15 protein-coding genes are annotated in these 16180 nt (G+C 49.8%); 10 read left to right on the top strand and 5 right to left on the bottom strand.

Annotated elements, in window-relative coordinates:
- Positions 1 to 173 precede the first annotated feature (173 nt).
- The gene (locus P1P89_18515; protein ID MDF1593507.1) at positions 174 to 1115 is read right to left on the bottom strand and encodes an aldo/keto reductase; all 942 of its coding nucleotides are present in this window, start codon (positions 1113 to 1115) and stop codon (positions 174 to 176) included.
- Positions 1116 to 1373: 258 nt separating this feature from the next.
- Here P1P89_18515 and P1P89_18510 point away from each other — a divergent pair, with 258 nt between their 5' ends.
- The 3 genes from P1P89_18510 (at position 1374) to P1P89_18500 (ending at position 4086) form a co-directional block, all read left to right on the top strand.
- Positions 1374 to 2276 carry a hypothetical protein gene (locus tag P1P89_18510; GenBank protein MDF1593506.1) on the top strand — a complete coding sequence of 301 codons (903 nt, stop codon included), beginning with the start codon at positions 1374 to 1376 and terminating at the stop codon, positions 2274 to 2276.
- Between the two features lie 162 nt (positions 2277 to 2438).
- On the top strand, positions 2439 to 3350 hold the full coding sequence (locus tag P1P89_18505; GenBank protein MDF1593505.1) for an NAD(P)/FAD-dependent oxidoreductase: 912 nt from the start codon (positions 2439 to 2441) through the stop codon (positions 3348 to 3350).
- Positions 3351 to 3498: 148 nt separating this feature from the next.
- Complete coding sequence (locus P1P89_18500; protein ID MDF1593504.1) at positions 3499 to 4086, top strand: transglycosylase SLT domain-containing protein; 588 nt, start codon at positions 3499 to 3501, stop codon at positions 4084 to 4086.
- On the opposite strand, the gene P1P89_18495 is transcribed toward P1P89_18500, so the two are convergent.
- Together P1P89_18495 and P1P89_18490 are read right to left on the bottom strand one after the other, a co-directional pair.
- Entirely contained in the window at positions 4083 to 5480 is a 1398-nt protein-coding gene (locus tag P1P89_18495; protein MDF1593503.1) for a UTP--glucose-1-phosphate uridylyltransferase, read from the bottom strand. The two genes, P1P89_18500 and P1P89_18495, sit on opposite strands and share 4 nt — an antisense overlap.
- Before the next feature lie 44 nt (positions 5481 to 5524).
- Entirely contained in the window at positions 5525 to 6586 is a 1062-nt protein-coding gene (locus P1P89_18490; GenBank protein MDF1593502.1) for a branched-chain amino acid aminotransferase, read from the bottom strand.
- Positions 6587 to 6790: 204 nt separating this feature from the next.
- Between P1P89_18490 and P1P89_18485 the strand changes: the two genes are divergently transcribed.
- Entirely contained in the window at positions 6791 to 7573 is a 783-nt protein-coding gene (locus P1P89_18485; GenBank protein MDF1593501.1) for a YkgJ family cysteine cluster protein, read from the top strand.
- Between the two features lie 82 nt (positions 7574 to 7655).
- Here P1P89_18485 and dapA read toward each other — a convergent pair whose 3' ends face one another.
- Positions 7656 to 8699, bottom strand: coding sequence for a 4-hydroxy-tetrahydrodipicolinate synthase (gene dapA / locus P1P89_18480; protein ID MDF1593500.1), 1044 nt, complete (start codon positions 8697 to 8699; stop codon positions 7656 to 7658).
- A gap of 389 nt (positions 8700 to 9088) precedes the next feature.
- Here dapA and P1P89_18475 point away from each other — a divergent pair, with 389 nt between their 5' ends.
- The 6 genes from P1P89_18475 to P1P89_18450 all read left to right on the top strand — a co-directional run bounded on the left by P1P89_18475 (position 9089) and on the right by P1P89_18450 (position 15490).
- Entirely contained in the window at positions 9089 to 9709 is a 621-nt protein-coding gene (locus P1P89_18475) for a tetratricopeptide repeat protein (GenBank protein MDF1593499.1), read from the top strand.
- 143 nt (positions 9710 to 9852) lie between these two features.
- Positions 9853 to 10953, top strand: a complete 1101-nt coding sequence (locus tag P1P89_18470; protein ID MDF1593498.1) for a hypothetical protein — start codon at positions 9853 to 9855, stop codon at positions 10951 to 10953.
- A 270-nt stretch (positions 10954 to 11223) separates the two neighbouring features.
- On the top strand, positions 11224 to 12537 hold the full coding sequence (dsrA, locus tag P1P89_18465; protein ID MDF1593497.1) for a dissimilatory-type sulfite reductase subunit alpha: 1314 nt from the start codon (positions 11224 to 11226) through the stop codon (positions 12535 to 12537).
- A 12-nt stretch (positions 12538 to 12549) separates the two neighbouring features.
- Positions 12550 to 13698 (top strand): dissimilatory-type sulfite reductase subunit beta, encoded by a 1149-nt coding sequence (gene dsrB, locus P1P89_18460; protein MDF1593496.1) that lies wholly within the window; start codon positions 12550 to 12552, stop codon positions 13696 to 13698.
- A 66-nt stretch (positions 13699 to 13764) separates the two neighbouring features.
- Entirely contained in the window at positions 13765 to 14001 is a 237-nt protein-coding gene (locus P1P89_18455; GenBank protein ID MDF1593495.1) for a dissimilatory sulfite reductase D family protein, read from the top strand.
- 67 nt (positions 14002 to 14068) lie between these two features.
- Complete coding sequence (locus P1P89_18450) at positions 14069 to 15490, top strand: cobyrinate a,c-diamide synthase (GenBank protein MDF1593494.1); 1422 nt, start codon at positions 14069 to 14071, stop codon at positions 15488 to 15490.
- Between the two features lie 64 nt (positions 15491 to 15554).
- Here the strand turns inward: P1P89_18450 and P1P89_18445 are convergent, their stop codons facing one another.
- Complete coding sequence (locus tag P1P89_18445; protein ID MDF1593493.1) at positions 15555 to 16022, bottom strand: cytochrome c3 family protein; 468 nt, start codon at positions 16020 to 16022, stop codon at positions 15555 to 15557.
- Positions 16023 to 16180: the final 158 nt, after the last annotated feature.

Genomic DNA, 16180 nt, shown 5'->3' with positions numbered 1-16180 from the left:
CAATTTTTGAATAAATTTACTCAAATGGGTAATGTTCAATTGAACGCGCTCTAATTTGCTCAGACAGTTTGCCGACTGAAACAGAACCATCCGGCGGCTGGCGTAGCAGATATATGGAGATCATGCAATTGGAACATATTTTTGACAACAATTATAGATCATAACATCTATACTTATCCGGTCGAATCCGTTAACGCGTCGATCCGGCTGATTTCATCGGCGGACAGCTCCCAGCCGCAGGCCCGGGCGTTTTGCTCGACCTGTTCGGGTCGTTTGGCGCCGGCGATGACCGATTTGACTGCCGGGCGGGAAAGCAGCCAGCGGATGGCCAGATGCGACAGGGGAACGCCCCTTTTTGATGCCAACTTTTTTAAGCTTTCAACAACCGCCAAATTGTTCATAAAGATGTCATCATCAAACAACCCGGTTCGGTGGCGCCAGTCGTTTTCCGGGAGTCTAAAGGTGCTTGCATATTTCCCGCCAAGCAACCCAAAAGCCAGCGGTCCCCAGGGAATAAAACTGATCCCGTGGGCTTTGCAAAATGGCAGGATTTCAAATTCAACCGCTCTTTGGAAAATATTATAGCGGCTTTGAATCGCATCAATGGGACCGGCCGTTAAGGCTGCTTTAATGTCCGTTATTTCGAAATTGGATACACCGCCGGCCCGGATCAATCCTTGCTCTTTGAATTTCATTAAAGCGCCGTAGGCTTCTTCTGCAGGTGTTGTTCCATCCGGTTTATGGATATAATAAAGATCGATATAGTCGCGGCCCAATCGTTTGAGGGAAGCCTCCAGGGCACTGCGCAGGTAGGACGGATCGTTGCTGGTGCCGGTTTGTTTGGACCCCTTGAACGTAATTCCTCCTTTGGTTGCGATAACGACATCGTAAGTCCTGTTTCCCAGGGCCTTGCAGATGAGTTCTTCCGATCGGCCCAGGCCGTAGCTGTCGGCCGTGTCGATAAAATTAACACCTAAATCAACCGCGCGTTGAAGCAGTTGAATCCCGTTCTGTTCGTCAACGGATTCATAGAGGTTGTGTCCGCCGATGTAGTTGGTGCCAAAGCCGATTTCTGTAATGGCAATGTCCGAATTTCCCAATTTGTTTAATTTCATTTTTTACCATTCGTAATGTCGTTTATGGTTTTTAGTGCCCGGCATCCGTTCTGATGGATTGCCGGGTTGTCAACCCGTAAAGCAAAATCCCACGATTTTTGCGCCGGGAAGTTATCGTATCGATGAAAAATGTGTATCCGTATGTTAATACCATATCGGTGAATGGTCAATACGCCGCTGCCTTGTATCCGGGCCGATGAGATGATATACGGCAAATATTGGGAGGCGCAATTTTTGGCATAAAGGAGATCCCGGATTATGTCTCAGCAAATGAGCCTGTTTCCCACCAAAGACGTATCAGATGAAAAATCATCCCTTTTCGAAGGGGACGGCAACGCGATTGATGAGGTTTTCAGCGCCACGCACCGGTTTCGCAGCAGCCGGGAATACCTCCGCATGCTCCAGGTTATCAGCCGTTTTTCCAACTATTCCGCATTCAACGGATTTTTGCTTTTCATTCAGAACCCGGAGTTGACTTATGTTGCCACAGCCGGAACCTGGCGAAGGCGATTTAGGCGGGATTTGAAACCGGGCGCCCGTCCCCTGCTGATTCTTGCACCCATGTCTCCGGTTCGCTTTGTTTTTGATCTTAATGACACCGCGGGCGAAACCTTTCCGTCGGAGGGTCAAAGACAGGACGCCGCCATCGGCGGTTTCACGGAAGAAATTTTTGAAAATACGGTTCATAATTGTGCGCTGCATGGCATAATGGTTCGCCAGGTCGAGACAAGCGCTCGTACAAATGGAAGTGCGGTTCCGCTCTGCGATGATGTTCGTCAGAAATATCCGGAACTGGACCTGGACGCCGGCATGAAATATTTGATTTTGCTCTACAGGGATCATCGGCTGGAAGACAAGTACAGGGCGATGGCCCATGAACTGGGACAAATCTTTTGCGGTCATCGCGGTATCGACCGGAATGCCTGGTGGCCGGACCGACGGAAAGCAGAACCGGCGGTTGCCAAACTTGAAGCAGCATCCATAGCGTTTCTTATCTGCCGGCGGATCGGTATTTTTATCAGCGCGGATAGGTGCTTTGCTGATTATCAAGGCAAGGACCAGATGCTGCCATTACTCGGATTGAATGCGGTTTTGCAGGCGACGAGCTATATAGAAGAGATGGGTCGCTCACGCTGGCAGAAACCCCGGAAAAGCCGCTGAACCGCAACAGCGCGCGCATTCCCCGCAGCTTACTGCGGGGTTAGCGAATCTAAAATTAGATTAAAAGTCTTTACGGTCGAATCCCGCTGCAGCGCGACTGTCCCGCCTTGGCGGGACAGCAGGGTTCGTTAATTAAATATTTTTATTTTTAGGGAGTATCCCATGCCGGAACAAAAAAAAGTTGATGTGGTCATACTGGGTGTCGGACCGGCCGGCCTACAGGCTGCCATTCATGCCGCCCGCAAAAAAGTGTCGGTATTATTAATGGGCCGCTCGGTCAAAAGCAGCCTTTTTCATGCACATATTGAAAACTTCTGCTGCATCTTCAAGGTTTCAGGCGAAGATATGTTGCAGGCGGGCAAGGAACAGGCGCTCGGATTTGGTGCGGAGTTGCTGGAAGAGGATGTTCTGAAAATTGCTTTTGCCGGAAACCGATTTCAGATTCAAACCGAGAGCGGAGACCGGATTGAAAGCAAGAGCATTGTGATTGCCACGGGGACAAGCCGTAACAAACTGGGGGTTCCCGGAGAAGAAAAATTGCTGGGTCGCGGGGTAAGCTACTGTGTGGAGTGCGATGCGAATTTTTTTAAGGGCGAGGATGTATGCGTCGTTGGGGGTGAAAGCGCTGCAGCCGGTGGCGCCTTGACACTGGTGCATTCGTCAAAATCCGTCCGTTTGGTATGCCGGTCACTCGGAGTAACCGCCGCCCTGAAACAAGAACTTAAACAAAGTCCGGTCATTATCCACGAGGGAACCTGGCCGGTTGAGATCATCGGCAAAGACAAGGTTGAAGGTCTGAAGACGGATGACGGCACGGTTCTTTCTGTCAGTGGCATATTTGTCGAGCTGGGCGCCAAAGGTGTTATGGAGCTGGCTACCAGCCTGGGAATCCAATTAGACCAAGAGATGAGATACATCGCGACGAACAAGCAGCAGGAGACCAATGTCCCCGGCATCTTTGCCGCCGGCGACGCCTGCGGACCGCCCTGGCAGATGGCAAAGGCCGTCGGAGAGGGGTGTGTGGCCGGCCTCGGCGCTGCAACATATGTGCGAAAAATACCCAACGCTGCTTAAGCGTTGATGCCTTAAAACTTTTAACTTGAGTTAACCCCCTGATTTTGATATGGTAATGGAGATTAAAAACCGCTATTTGCGCGATGACGGGTTGTGGGTGCTTTACATGGGCCGAAATGGGCCGGCTACAGCGTCGAGGATAAAGACTTTGCGTCCCGCAAAAAAAATATGGTATACAATTCTGTGCGTGTGTATATGCAATCTCATCGGAATAAGCCCCGGGTTTGCGGATATCTACAAGTATATCGACAGCAACGGTGTCTTGCACTTTACCAATGCGCCTACCTCCTCCCACTACAGGCTTTATATCAAGGAAAGACCGGCGGCAGCACTGCCGGCAAGTCTAACCGGAAAATATGAACCCATTATCAACGCCGCCTCCAAACGCCACGGCATTTCAGCCCACTTGTTGAATGCGATGATCAAAGTGGAATCAGATTATAATCCACGGGCGGTTTCCAGAAAAGGGGCCAAAGGTTTGATGCAGATCATGCCTGAAACCATGAAAGCATTGAATATCGCCAATGGATTTGATCCGTGGGAAAATATAATGGGCGGTGCGCGCTATTTCAAACAGCTTTTCAACCGCTATGAAGGAAAGCTGCCGCTGGCGCTGGCGGCTTATAACGCCGGTCCGGGGGTGGTGGATCGTTTTGGTAGCATTCCGCCCTTTCGGGAAACAGAAGCATATGTTGAGAAGGTTATCCGGTATTATTACCTGTTTAAAAGGGGCTAATCCCCCAAAACCATGTCGGTGTCAATGGTCGCACCCTTTTTAATAACAGCCTGTGAGGGCTGATTATTTTCAATTATCACCCGGCCTTTAATCCTCACGTCCGCTTCAAACCGCACGTCTCCGCGAATCGTTAAAGACACACAGTCCTTGAGTGAAGGGATGCCATCGCTAAAGCGTTGATCGAACAGGTCCAGACGGCTGTAAAAATTCGGGTCGAGCTGGATCCTGATAAAATCAGTGCGGCAGTCCGGATTTAATATCAACTGCTTGTCGTCCGTAAAAACAAACCGGTCGGAGCGAAGCTCCATGAGGTCGTTGCAGGTTTTGACCGGCATGAACCGGGTTTTGGGAATCTTGACGGCGCGGGCGCCTTCAAAAAGAGAAATGGCCGCACCCATGGCGGTTTCAAGTTGATATACCGGCGGGCTGTTGTCGTCCCGCGGGTCCAACGTCTTGGGGTTTAGTATCATCGGCAGGCGAACGGTTTTTTTGTCCCGGATCAGTGTTTGCAAAAATTCCAGGTTGATCCAGATATTATTGGTATTGAAAAACCGGTAGCAGTCGATGTCCCGGAAAGCGTCCAGTTCCGCCTTTGGACATTGCGCGGATTCGCGTAAAATCAGACGGCCGCTTTTATGGCGGGCGATATGTCCGCCCTTAAGGTCTGCCGGTGTTCGCTCGGCAACTTCCATCATAAAGGGAATATTTTGTTTGGAAAAATAGCCCAACAGGGCCGGGTCAACCGTCGCGCCCAGATTGTCCGAATTGGCGATAAAGGCATAGTGCACCCCCTGATCCAGAAGCTTTTGCAGGATTCCGGAGGTATAGAGCGCGGTATATACATCCCCATGTCCGGGAGGATTCCATTCAAGCTCAGGATCATTGAGACAAACGGCCGGCGCCAGCCCTTGCTGTAAAATCTTTGGAAATTTATGCTGCAGAAAAACCAGAGGCCCGTCGGGACGGTCATATGCCGCCAGGGCCTTTAAAGTGTCCTTATGGGTGTTGAAACTGTTCATAAAGGCCAGCCGCATCCGCCGATGCAAGGTTTGGCGCAGAATGATTTCAAGAAATGTTTTGCCGGGTTTTACATCAATAAGGGATTTTGCCTGGGTGAGGCCCATGGTGGTCCCCAGGCCGCCGTTGAGTATGATTTTAACGGTATTTTTAAAAACATGCTGTCCGGTCTCGGCATATTTAATAAGGTCGGATAAGTCGTCAATATCTTCGGGTCCCACACAGGTGAGGTCCCGGTCATATATCAAGCCGGTTTCACCGGCAGCGACCTGGTTGTAATAATAGGCAAAAGTTTTAATGACAATCGGCGGCAGCCCGTCTGCTTCCATTTTTTGGACAAAGGTTTTCAGGTTTTCTGGTTCGCCTGCAGGGGTCACTGTTACCTCCTAACAGCTGCTGTTGCCGGTGGCTCGCGGGTGAGTTATACCGGTTCAACCCATCCTAAGGGGTCCTCGGACTTGTCATATTGAATATCTGTCAGGGTTTTAAAAAAACGATGCGCCATGGGCCCGACTTTGCCGTTGCCGACGCTAAGGACGGTATCGCCGCATTTCAGTTCGCCCACCGGCGAAACAACTGCGGCGGTTCCTGTGCCGAAAATTTCCTGAAGTGACCCGGAAGCATGCGCTTTCATGACTTCGTCGATACTGATCTTTCTTTCGGAAACCTTGATGTTCCACATTTTTGCCAGGGCGATGACGGAGTCTCTGGTTATGCCGGGAAGGATACTGCCGCTTAACATCGGGGTAATGAGTTCATCGTCGATGACGAAAAAGATGTTCATGGAGCCGACTTCTTCGATATACTTTTGTTCGACACCGTCCAGCCACAGCACCTGGGTATAGCCGTTTTTATGCGCCTGCTCCCCGGCGTAAAGGCTGGCGGCATAGTTGGCAGCGGTCTTGACTTCTCCCAGGCCGCCGCGCACGGCCCGGACATGATCTTTGGTGACCCAGATCTTGACGGGGTTGAAGCCCTCTTTATAGTAAACGCCCACCGGTGATAAAATGATAAAAAAGCGGTAGGTGTAAGAAGCCCGAACCCCCAGAAAGGGGTCCATGGCGATAATGGTCGGCCGGATATACAGCGATGTTTCCGGGGCGCTGGGGACCCAGTCCTTTTCGATTTTGAGCAGTTCTTTCAGCGCGCTAAAAACAGCGTCGGCATCGAATTCAGGAATACACAGCTTCCGGCAGGAACCGTTCATGCGTTTAAAATTGTCTTTGGGCCGGAAAAGCTGGATGTCGCCGGAAGCGGTTCGGTAGGCTTTGAGGCCTTCAAAGACCGTTTGCCCGTAATGCAGCACCATCGTTGAGGGGTCCATTTGAATAGGCGCGTAGGGTTCGATGCGCGGGTTATGCCATCCTTTATCCGAACCGTAATCCATATTAAACATATGGTCGGTAAACATGGTTCCGAATGTTAAATCGGAATCATCCGGACGTGATTTTAACTTGTCTGTTTTGTTAATGGTTAACTGCATTTAAAATTACCTCCAGAAGTAGAATTAGTAAATTCACAACTTGAAATGATATAACATGGTGTTATTTTAAATCAAGCCTTAAGTTTACGCCTTTGCTAAACGTTGCCGGGTTTTTGATGCAATAGAAGGGTTTCGTCCAATTGACTTTATAAAGAAGCTTGGGTATGAAGCAATATACAGCTATTTTTTTGAAAGGTAATGAGAATGAATTCTACCCCGAAGGCGGCCCGTGTCGAACCGCGACGACTGGGCCCCAAAAATAAATTTAAATTTCGATGTCATGACAAAATTTCCTGCTTTACGAAATGTTGCCGCGGGATCAATATCATCCTTACGCCCTATGACATTATTCGGCTAAAGAACCGTCTGGGGCTCAAATCCGATGAATTTTTGGCCCTATACACGGAACCTCAGCTGCTGGAAAAAACCGATCTGCCGGTCATCACGCTCAAGCTGCTTGATGACGATTTGGCGTCCTGCCCGTTTGTCAGAACAGATGGATGCATCATTTACGAGGACCGACCCACCACCTGCCGGTATTATCCCCTGGGAGTGGCATCGCTGAGCCACAAGGAGGGAGCCGACGACGATGGATTTTATTTCTTTGTAGATGAACCGCACTGCCAGGGATTTAACGAGGACAAGGTCTGGAATGTCCAGGAGTGGCGTCACGATCAGGGGGTTGATGTCCATGATGACATTAATGCGGAATGGACGGATCTGGTTGTCAGAAAGCGGTCGTTTCCGCCCAGTGTCAGGCTTACGGAACAAGGCAAGCAAATGTTTTTTATGGTCAGCTACAATATCGATATGTTCAGAGCGTTTGTATTTGAAAGCTCTTTTTTAAAACGTTATGATGTCGACCAAGACACCCGCACAAGAATCAAGCAGGATGAAATCAGTCTGTTGAAATTCGGGCTCAAGTGGTTGAAGTGGATTCTTTATAAAGAAGGGCAATCCGAGTTTAGAGAGATCCGGACCAAATAAAAGCCACGCCCGAAGGCGTGGCTTTCAGTTTTATAGTGGTTGTCAAAATAACGTCCCGAATCAGCTTCCGGACAATTCCGTTTTACAGGTATCCTTCGTAATAGAGACCTTCCTGATAGGACGGCGTATTGAGCCGCTCGTCAATGTCAACGCTGAAAAAGTCTGCCAACGGTTTAAATATTTCAGGCGAATCGGCCTGGACCTTTCGAGCGACGAGGAGCACTTTATCAAGTCCGGCGCGGGTCATTTTGCCGATGGGGGGGCGGCATTGGCCCGAAGGCATTCCCAGCAGTTTCATCAGGGTTTTGATTGCCAGGGGATTTCTGGCCCGGCAAAGAACATCTCCATACGGCGTTTTTTCCATGGTTTTAACCGTTACCAGGTCAAAAAGCGGTTTAAGCGAGTTGAGCAGCTGTTTCGCTCCTTCGAGGTCGCCTTGCTGAAGCAGGCGGACCAGATTGGACAGGGCCGCGGGAACAATATTTGAAACCACGGATATAACACCGGCGGCTTTAATCTCCGGGTTTACCATCATTTCGTACGTCATGCCGTCATCGCCGGAAAAGATCGTATAATCCGGGCCGCAGCATTTGCGTGTCCGTTTCATGTTTTCAAGGTCGGCGGTGGCTTCTTTTACGATGGATACGTTTTTATAATCCTGATAGAGCAGGGCAAGGTCTTCCGGCAGCAGTTGGGCGCCCGTTCGACCGGGAATAACATAAGGGATGACCTGAACATCCGGAACAGCGCGGGCCACCGGGCCGACATATTCTTTTCTGATTTCCAGGGAGCTGGGGCCATTGTAATAAGGGTCTACCAGCAAAACGGCATCAACACCCAAATCAGCGGAATGTTTAGACCCTTCGATGGCCTCTTCGGTATTGTTGCTGCCGGTTCCGGCAATGCAGCCGCATTTTTTTCGGGCCTGCTGGGCGACCACCTTGATGACCTTTTTGTGTTCCTCCCAGTTTAGGGTCGGACTTTCTCCGGTTGTACCGACTGCCAGTATGCCGCTGATTCCGTTTATGATCTGGTATTCCACCAGCTTTTCAAGGCCTTTAAAATCAACGGTGGAATGTCCGGCCGTAAACGGTGTAATAATTGCAGTAAAACATCCAGTGAGCATAGTCCCTCTCATAGAAACTTTTTGGGGTTTAGAAAAAACATCCCGGGAGTTATCGAATATTTACCCAACCATGCGGGACAGTTGAAACGAAACTTTTAAAACCAAACGCCCAAAAACGCTGCTATAAATAAAGAATGGTTAAAAAGAGCTAGTAGAATGTATAAACAATAGTTCCCGTGTGGCTCGCCTTAAGTATATAAAGACGTTAAAAAAACTATAATTTGTTGTCAAGAAAAAAAATGTTAAATACAATAAATATAAGTAAGCGTAACGCCGGGTCAAAGCGGTTTTTATTTTACAATGCCTCCAAAAAGATATGGTACAATATCTAAAAGTGGGGTAAGCTGGCCAACAAGCATAAGCAGATTAAAATGAAAGGAAAGATGAGCATGTCGAAAGCAAAAAATGTGGATGAATATATCGCCCAGCAGCGGGCGGCCCTGGCGGGAAATCCCGATTGCGGTACAACCCATTACAATCTTGCGGTGGCGTTGCTGGGACAAAAAAAATATGATGAAGCAGAAAAAGAACTCCATGAAGCGCTGAGTTGCAGCCCGAACCTTGCCGAAGCCTATGTCCAACTGGGGGGAATCCGGTTGCAGCGGGGCGACCTGGACGGGTGTCTCGAGTTCAATAAACAAGCCGTACAGTCAAGAGCCGGATTTGCAGAAGGTTACGGCAATATCGGTTTTGTGAATCTGCAACAAGGAAAACTGGACGAAGCTATTTTTGCGCTTGAAAAAGCGGTTAAATTCAATACCCGCTTTCTACAGGCCTATGCCACCCTGGCAAATGCCTATTTAATGAAAGGGATGATCGCTGAAAGCATTGAAACGAACTTAAAGGTGCTTTCAATGGAACCGAATTTTGCAATTGCCCATAACAACCTGGCCATCGCGTATCTTGAAAGCGGACAACCGGAGCTGGCCGTCACCCACTGCGACAAGGCGGTTGAGCTGGGATATGCCGTCGCCCCTGAAATAATTAAAGAAATAGAACAGTATCGATAGCCTGAATCGACGGCGGACGGGCTGGTTTTCAAATTCACTTTCTAAACCCTTCAAGGCAGAACGTGCTCCAGTTTACTTATATACTCTCCAAAAACAACCAGTCGGTTTCCCCTCGCAGCAAAATCTGGAATGCGCTCCTTCCGATGGATCGAAATCTGTTCGCGGGCGTCAGCGGCGGCAAGTCCGCTGATGCACCGGTGAGTTATAAAGATTATTTTCAGGCGGCGCGTATATTCTTGATGCGAAATAAATTTGCAGACCTGACCCAGGCCGCGGCTATTCGCTTAGAACGAACTGTCCGGCCGGAAGAAATCCGCGAGGTTCGTGTCTCTCTGGAAAAACACGGGCAATTTTACCATCCGTCCAGAGTTGATGTTTGTGGATCTGGATTTACGGCCGCGTTTGTTTTAAATGTGGCTATATCCGCAACCGGTAAAGCCTGGATTGAAAACGAATACCACACAATCAAGAAATTAAAGAAAGATTTTACGGTTGGTTATCTCCCGGAGGTATATGCTTATGGCGAGGTGCCATTAAAAGACCATGGGTATTCCATACCCATGTTTTTGGGAGAATGGTTTGAGGGCTTCAATGAATTTCATTTGTCATGTGACCCGGAAACAAGGCAAAATCGAATTGTTGCCTGGGATTACAAGGGGGGTGATTTTTTTCTGTCGTCAACCCAGGCCACTAATTTGTTCAGGCAGGCAGCTAAAATATTAACCTTTTATTATAATCCCGAGACTTTTGAGCAGATATTTTCCTGGCACCACGCTGCCGGGGATTTTGTGTTGAAACAAGAAAAGGACCGGATAACCGTTCGCCTGATTACCGTGCGGCAGTACCTGAAATTGTTTAAAAATTCAAAAGGGATTGAAAATAAAACGACTTTTGCCTTAAAAGCGCTGTTGATTTTTTTCCTGCAGCTTTCCATTCGGATGCGCCTGGACAGGCTTGACGGCACCGGTCCGGTTGCCTGGTTGGGACATGAGGCGCTGATGGGCACCGTAAGCGGGTTCTTCGAAGCCCTGGCGCAAAAACCTCCGCTTCCGAAGCTGCCGGTCCCAATAACAGACGGTTTTAAAGCAACCCTTTCCATCCTCACGGAAAAGGAATTGCTGGGATTGCTAAGCGATCTTGCTGCAACGTATCCGCCGGCCAGTCCGGACATCCCGGCCGTTCAGGCGCATTTGGAGCAGCATGCGGCCGACCTTTACCGGGTGATTCATATGGGCAAAATATGATTTGGCGCCGTTACAACTCATGGGAATAAAAAGGATTGTTAGACCGCAAATCCTCTGTTTTCTATTGACAAGCAAGGTTATTGATTCTATACCTCAAACCTTGGGGATAATTTCATGGACCCCCTATTGCTAAATTATAAAATATATAAATATATCGAAGATATATCGAAATAACAAACCGAGAGGAGGTGACCTCGACAGCGCAGTAATACACGAGAGATTCATACAAGTATATGGGTGAATTTACAAAACTGAAAATGGAGGTTAAATATGGCAAAACATAAAACCCCTTTGTTGGATCAACTGGAAACTGGGCCGTGGCCGAGTTTTGTGACCGACATTAAGCGGGAAGCCGAATCAAGAGCTAAGAATGAAAAAGGTGTTGAGTACCAGATACCTCAGGATGTGTGTGAAGATATTCTGGGCCTGCTGGAGCTGTCTTTCAAACATGGCAGGACCCATTGGAAGCACGGCGGAATCGTCGGCGTGTTCGGCTATGGCGGCGGCGTCATCGGCCGGTATTGCGACCAGCCCGAGATGTTCAAGGGCGTCGCCCATTTCCACACGCTGCGCGTCAACCAGCCGGCCGGCAAGTTTTACAAAACAGAATTTTTAAAGCAGCTGTGTGACTTGTGGGATATGCGCGGCAGCGGCATTACCAATATGCATGGATCCACCGGCGATATTATTCTGCTAGGGACCACGACGCCGCAGCTGGAAGAAATTTTTTATGAATTGACCCATAAATACAATCAGGATCTGGGCGGGTCCGGTTCCAACCTGCGGACGCCTTCGGACTGCATCGGTCAGGCCCGCTGCGAATATGCGTGTTATGACACCCAGGCGCTTTGCCATGACCTGACCAATTCGTATCAGGATGAACTGCATCGTCCGGCGTTTCCCTATAAATTCAAGTTTAAGCTTGACGGCTGCCCCAACTGCTGCGTGGCATCCATCGCCCGGGCGGATATGTCTTTTATCGGCACCTGGCGGGATGACATCGGAATCGACCAGGAAGCGGTCAAGGCCTATGTCGGCGGGGAGATCCAACCCAATGCCGGCGCCCATGCCGGCCGCGACTGGGGCCCGTTTGATATCAAGAAAGAAGTCATCAACCTGTGTCCCACCGAATGCATGAAGTATAAGGATGGAAAACTTTTCATCAACAATAAAGAGTGTACGCGCTGCATGCACTGCATCAATGTCATGCCCAGAGCATTGCGAATCGGCAATGACCGTGGTTTGTCCATTCTGGTGGGTGCAAAGGCCCCGATCCTCGACGGCGCCCAGATGGGCTCACTGCTGGTTCCCTTTATCAAGGCGGAAGAGCCTTACGATGAAATCAAAGAAGTCATCGAAAAAATATGGGACTGGTGGATGGAAGAAGGCAAGAACCGCGAACGGCTGGGCGAACTGATCAAACGGCAGGGATTCCAGAAGCTGCTTGAGGCGACCGAGATTAAGCCGATGCCGCAGCATGTTCAGGAACCGCGTTCCAACCCCTACATTTTCTGGAAAGAAGAAGAGGTAGAGGGCGGCTTTAAGCGCGATGTCAATGAATTCAGAAAACATCATCAGCGATAGGGGGTGACAACCATGGCTTTTATATCCTCAGGATACGATCCAAAACAACCGATGAAGGACCGGATAACCGACATCGGTCCTCGACATTTTGAAGAATTTTATCCGCCCGTAATCAAGAAAAACAAGGGCAAATGGCTGTATCATGAAATCCTGGAACCCGGCGTGCTGGTGCATGTGTCTGAAACCGGCGACAAGGTTTTTACGGTCCGGGCCGGCGGCGCGCGTTTGATGAGCGTGTCCCATATCCGTGAAATCTGCGACATCGCGGATAAACACTGTGGCGGTCATGTGCGGTTTACCACCCGAAACAATATCGAATTCATGGTGGACAGCAAAGACAAGGTAGAACCGTTAAAGAAAGACCTGCTCAGCAGAAAACAGTCGGGCGGGTGCTACAAGTTCCCTGTTGGCGGCACCGGCGCGGGGATTACCAATATTGTCCACACCCAGGGCTGGCTGCACTGCCATACACCGGCAACGGACGCTTCCGGTCCGGTAAAAGCCGCAATGGACGTGCTGTTTGAAGATTTCACCAGTATGCGGCTTCCGGCGCACCTGCGCGTTTCGCTGGCCTGCTGCTTAAACATGTGCGGGGCGGTTCACTGTTCGGACATCGCCATTCTGGGCTATCATCGCAAACCGCCGATGCTGGACCACGAATACCTGGATAAAATGTGCGAGATCCCGCTGGCGATTGCGGCCTGTCCCACGGCAGCCATCAAGCCGGCCAAAGTCGATCTCCCGGACGGGAGAAAAGTCAACAGTGTTGCGGTCAATAACAGCCGCTGCATGTTCTGCGGCAATTGCTACACCATGTGCCCGGCCATGCCCCTGCAGGACGATGTAGGCGATGGCATTGTCTTAATGGTGGGCGGAAAGGTTTCCAACCGCATCAGCGCTCCGAAGTTTTCAAAGGTCGTGGTGGCCTTTATCCCCAACGAGCCGCCGCGCTGGCCGAAAACGACTGAAGCAATCAAGCAAATAGTAGAAGCTTATGCCAAGGACGCCCGCAAGTATGAACGCCTGGGCGAATGGGCCGAACGGATCGGGTGGGAAAGATTCTTTGATAAATGCGAACTGGAATTTACCCATCATCTGATCGATGATTTCCGCGATCCGGCCTATTTTACATGGCGTCAGACAACCAACTTTAAGTTCTAACACTCTAACAACCGGCAGGGGTTGCCTCTACAGGCAGCCCCTGCATTTATAAAGAAGGACTCAACCATGGATCAAGCGGAAGCAACGGCAAAAATCGTAGCAGAACTCCAGGGTAAAAAGGGCAAAAGTAAATTTTATTTCAACGATTTGGCAAAAATTCTGGAGATGAAACCAAGAGACGCCAAAAAAATGATCAACCTGATGGTTCAGGAAGGCGTTCTTGAATACTGGTCCAGCGGCAGCACCTCCATGTACGGACTTAAGGGCGCCGGCAAGCAGGCGGCGGCCGAACACGAAGACTAAACCGTGTGAAAAAACGGCTCCGTGCCGTGTTTGATTTTCGAAGCCTGCCGATAGGTGTAAGAAAAAAATGGAATTTCCCAGACTGGTGATGGCAGCCCTGCGGGGCGGATCGGGAAAGACCATACTGTCGATCGGAATCATCGCAGCATGGAAAAAGCTGGGGAAAACCGTCGCTCCTTTTAAAAAAGGTCCGGATTATATTGATGCGGGCTGGCTTGCCCTTGCGGCCGGCCGGCCCTGTTTTAATCTGGACACTTTCCTGGTCGATGCGGCGCTTGTCCGCGCCTCTTTTCTGACCCATACCCATCCGGGTGATATCGCACTGATAGAAGGCAACCGGGGACTTTACGACGGCATGGACCGCGCCGGCGCAACCAGCACGGCCGAGCTGGCCAAACTGCTCGGCGCGCCGGTCATTCTCTGCATCGACTGCACCAAATCCACCCGCACCATGGCGGCCGCAGTTTTGGGGTGTCTGCACTTTGACCCGGAAGTTCAGATAAAAGGGGTTATTTTAAACCGTGTGGCCGGTTCCCGCCACGAACAAATCCTGCGCCAAAGCATCGAGCACCATTGCGGCATTCCGGTTCTGGGCGCTGTGCCGAAATTGAAAAATGAAAGCTTCCCGGAGCGTCACATGGGGCTGGTACCAACGCCGGAACATGACTGGGCCGGCGATTCCATCGAAGCCGCAGCAAAAATGGCGGCGCAATACCTGGAGCTTGAAGCGTTGTCCCGGGTGGCTGCCCAAGCCCTTCCCGTTCCAACGGTTGAAAAAGAACGGGAGAAAATTAAAGGCCGGGAGACCATCAAAAGCCAACCGGCCCGGGTGGTAAAAGGCCCTGCTCCTCGAATCGGCATCATGAGGGATTCGGCGTTTCAATTCTATTATCCGGAAAATATCGAAGCGCTCCGCTCAGCCGGCGCCCAAACCGTATTTTTGAGCCCGCTGGACGACAAACCGTTTCCGCTGGTGGATGCCCTCTACATCGGCGGCGGATTTCCGGAAACACACGCGGAAAGACTGGCTGCCAACATCCACTTCAAAGAAAAAATAAAGTCGTTGGTGGAAAAGGGCCTTCCCATTTATGCCGAATGCGGCGGATTGATGTATCTGGGCGAGACGCTGGTGCTGGGGGAAAACGCTTACCCCATGACCGGGGTGTTGCCGGTTGTTTTCGGATTTTCCAAAAAACCCCAGGGTCACGGGTATACCATTGTCGTTGTAGAGAGAAAAAACCCTTACTTTCCGGTGGGAACGGAATTGCGCGGGCATGAATTTCACTATTCCACGGTTTTAAAATGGAGTGGCGCGGATAAGGACCTGGCCTATTCAATGAAAAGAGGCGCCGGGTTTATGAGACAGAAGGACGGGTTATGTTTTAAAAACGTCCTGGCAACTTATACGCACATCCATGCGCTGGGAACGCCGGGATGGGCCGAGAAGCTTGTTCAAAATGCCAGGTCTTTTCAACGTTCCAAAGCGTAAAAAACACATAAAAAAAGGGTAATCATCTCTACCAGAGAAGATTACCCTTTTTTATTAGGATCAATTATTTCTGGTGGCAATTGTTACATCTTGACTTCGTGGGCGCTGCGCCCTTGTCGGATGATTTTAGTTTTTTGGCTTTATTAAAATCACTGTGGCAGCCGCCGCAGTTTTCGTGGATCGCTTCGGCATGATACTTTTTGATTTTTTCCTTTTTATCCAGCTTTTCCTTTGAAGGTTTCTGGCCCGGTTCCTTATGGCAGGAAATACAGCCCTGGACATCATCACCGGCCTTTAAATCCTTTAAAGGCTTGCCGTTTTGATCGTGGTGGCAGTCACCGCAGCCGTTTGGAAAAAGCTTGGGATTGGCCTTGGCATAGTCTTCAGCGTGCTTTTTATGTTCAAACGTGACGATGGGCTTGGTGTGTTTGTCATAGGCCTTGTTTTCCATTTTTATGGCATCTGGAGCCGTGGTTCCCGCATTCAGGCCGGTTGACACAAACATGACCGCTATTGCCAAAAACAACATCATTACTAAGACAGTTCCTTTCCGCATAAGCTTTTTTTCACCTCCTTTAGTGTTAACGATGATAAAAATATATTATAAGTCACACAGTGAAATCATTTTGATGACGATGCATAAAACTATCAAGCTCGCTCGGATCTGTCAATAATGTAGTATATAAAAAA

The sequence above is a fragment of the Desulfobacterales bacterium genome (assembly GCA_029211065.1).
GTDB lineage: Bacteria > Desulfobacterota > Desulfobacteria > Desulfobacterales > JARGFK01 > JARGFK01.
This window is presented reverse-complemented; position numbering and strand designations above follow the sequence as displayed.

Excerpts from the sequence above, each read along its gene's own strand:
- P1P89_18475 (MDF1593499.1), top strand. The coding sequence starts at position 9,089 with ATGTCGAAAGCAAAAAATGTGGATGAATATATCGCCCAGCAGCGGGCG.
- P1P89_18455 (MDF1593495.1), top strand. The coding sequence starts at position 13,765 with ATGGATCAAGCGGAAGCAACGGCAAAAATCGTAGCAGAACTCCAGGGT.
- dapA (MDF1593500.1), bottom strand. The coding sequence starts at position 8,699 with ATGCTCACTGGATGTTTTACTGCAATTATTACACCGTTTACGGCCGGA.
- dsrB (MDF1593496.1), top strand. The coding sequence starts at position 12,550 with ATGGCTTTTATATCCTCAGGATACGATCCAAAACAACCGATGAAGGAC.
- P1P89_18505 (MDF1593505.1), top strand. The coding sequence starts at position 2,439 with ATGCCGGAACAAAAAAAAGTTGATGTGGTCATACTGGGTGTCGGACCG.
- P1P89_18515 (MDF1593507.1), bottom strand. The coding sequence starts at position 1,115 with ATGAAATTAAACAAATTGGGAAATTCGGACATTGCCATTACAGAAATC.
- P1P89_18485 (MDF1593501.1), top strand. The coding sequence starts at position 6,791 with ATGAATTCTACCCCGAAGGCGGCCCGTGTCGAACCGCGACGACTGGGC.
- dsrA (MDF1593497.1), top strand. The coding sequence starts at position 11,224 with ATGGCAAAACATAAAACCCCTTTGTTGGATCAACTGGAAACTGGGCCG.
- P1P89_18450 (MDF1593494.1), top strand. The coding sequence starts at position 14,069 with ATGGAATTTCCCAGACTGGTGATGGCAGCCCTGCGGGGCGGATCGGGA.
- P1P89_18490 (MDF1593502.1), bottom strand. The coding sequence starts at position 6,586 with ATGCAGTTAACCATTAACAAAACAGACAAGTTAAAATCACGTCCGGAT.
- P1P89_18445 (MDF1593493.1), bottom strand. The coding sequence starts at position 16,022 with ATGATGTTGTTTTTGGCAATAGCGGTCATGTTTGTGTCAACCGGCCTG.
- P1P89_18470 (MDF1593498.1), top strand. The coding sequence starts at position 9,853 with ATGGATCGAAATCTGTTCGCGGGCGTCAGCGGCGGCAAGTCCGCTGAT.
- P1P89_18510 (MDF1593506.1), top strand. The coding sequence starts at position 1,374 with ATGTCTCAGCAAATGAGCCTGTTTCCCACCAAAGACGTATCAGATGAA.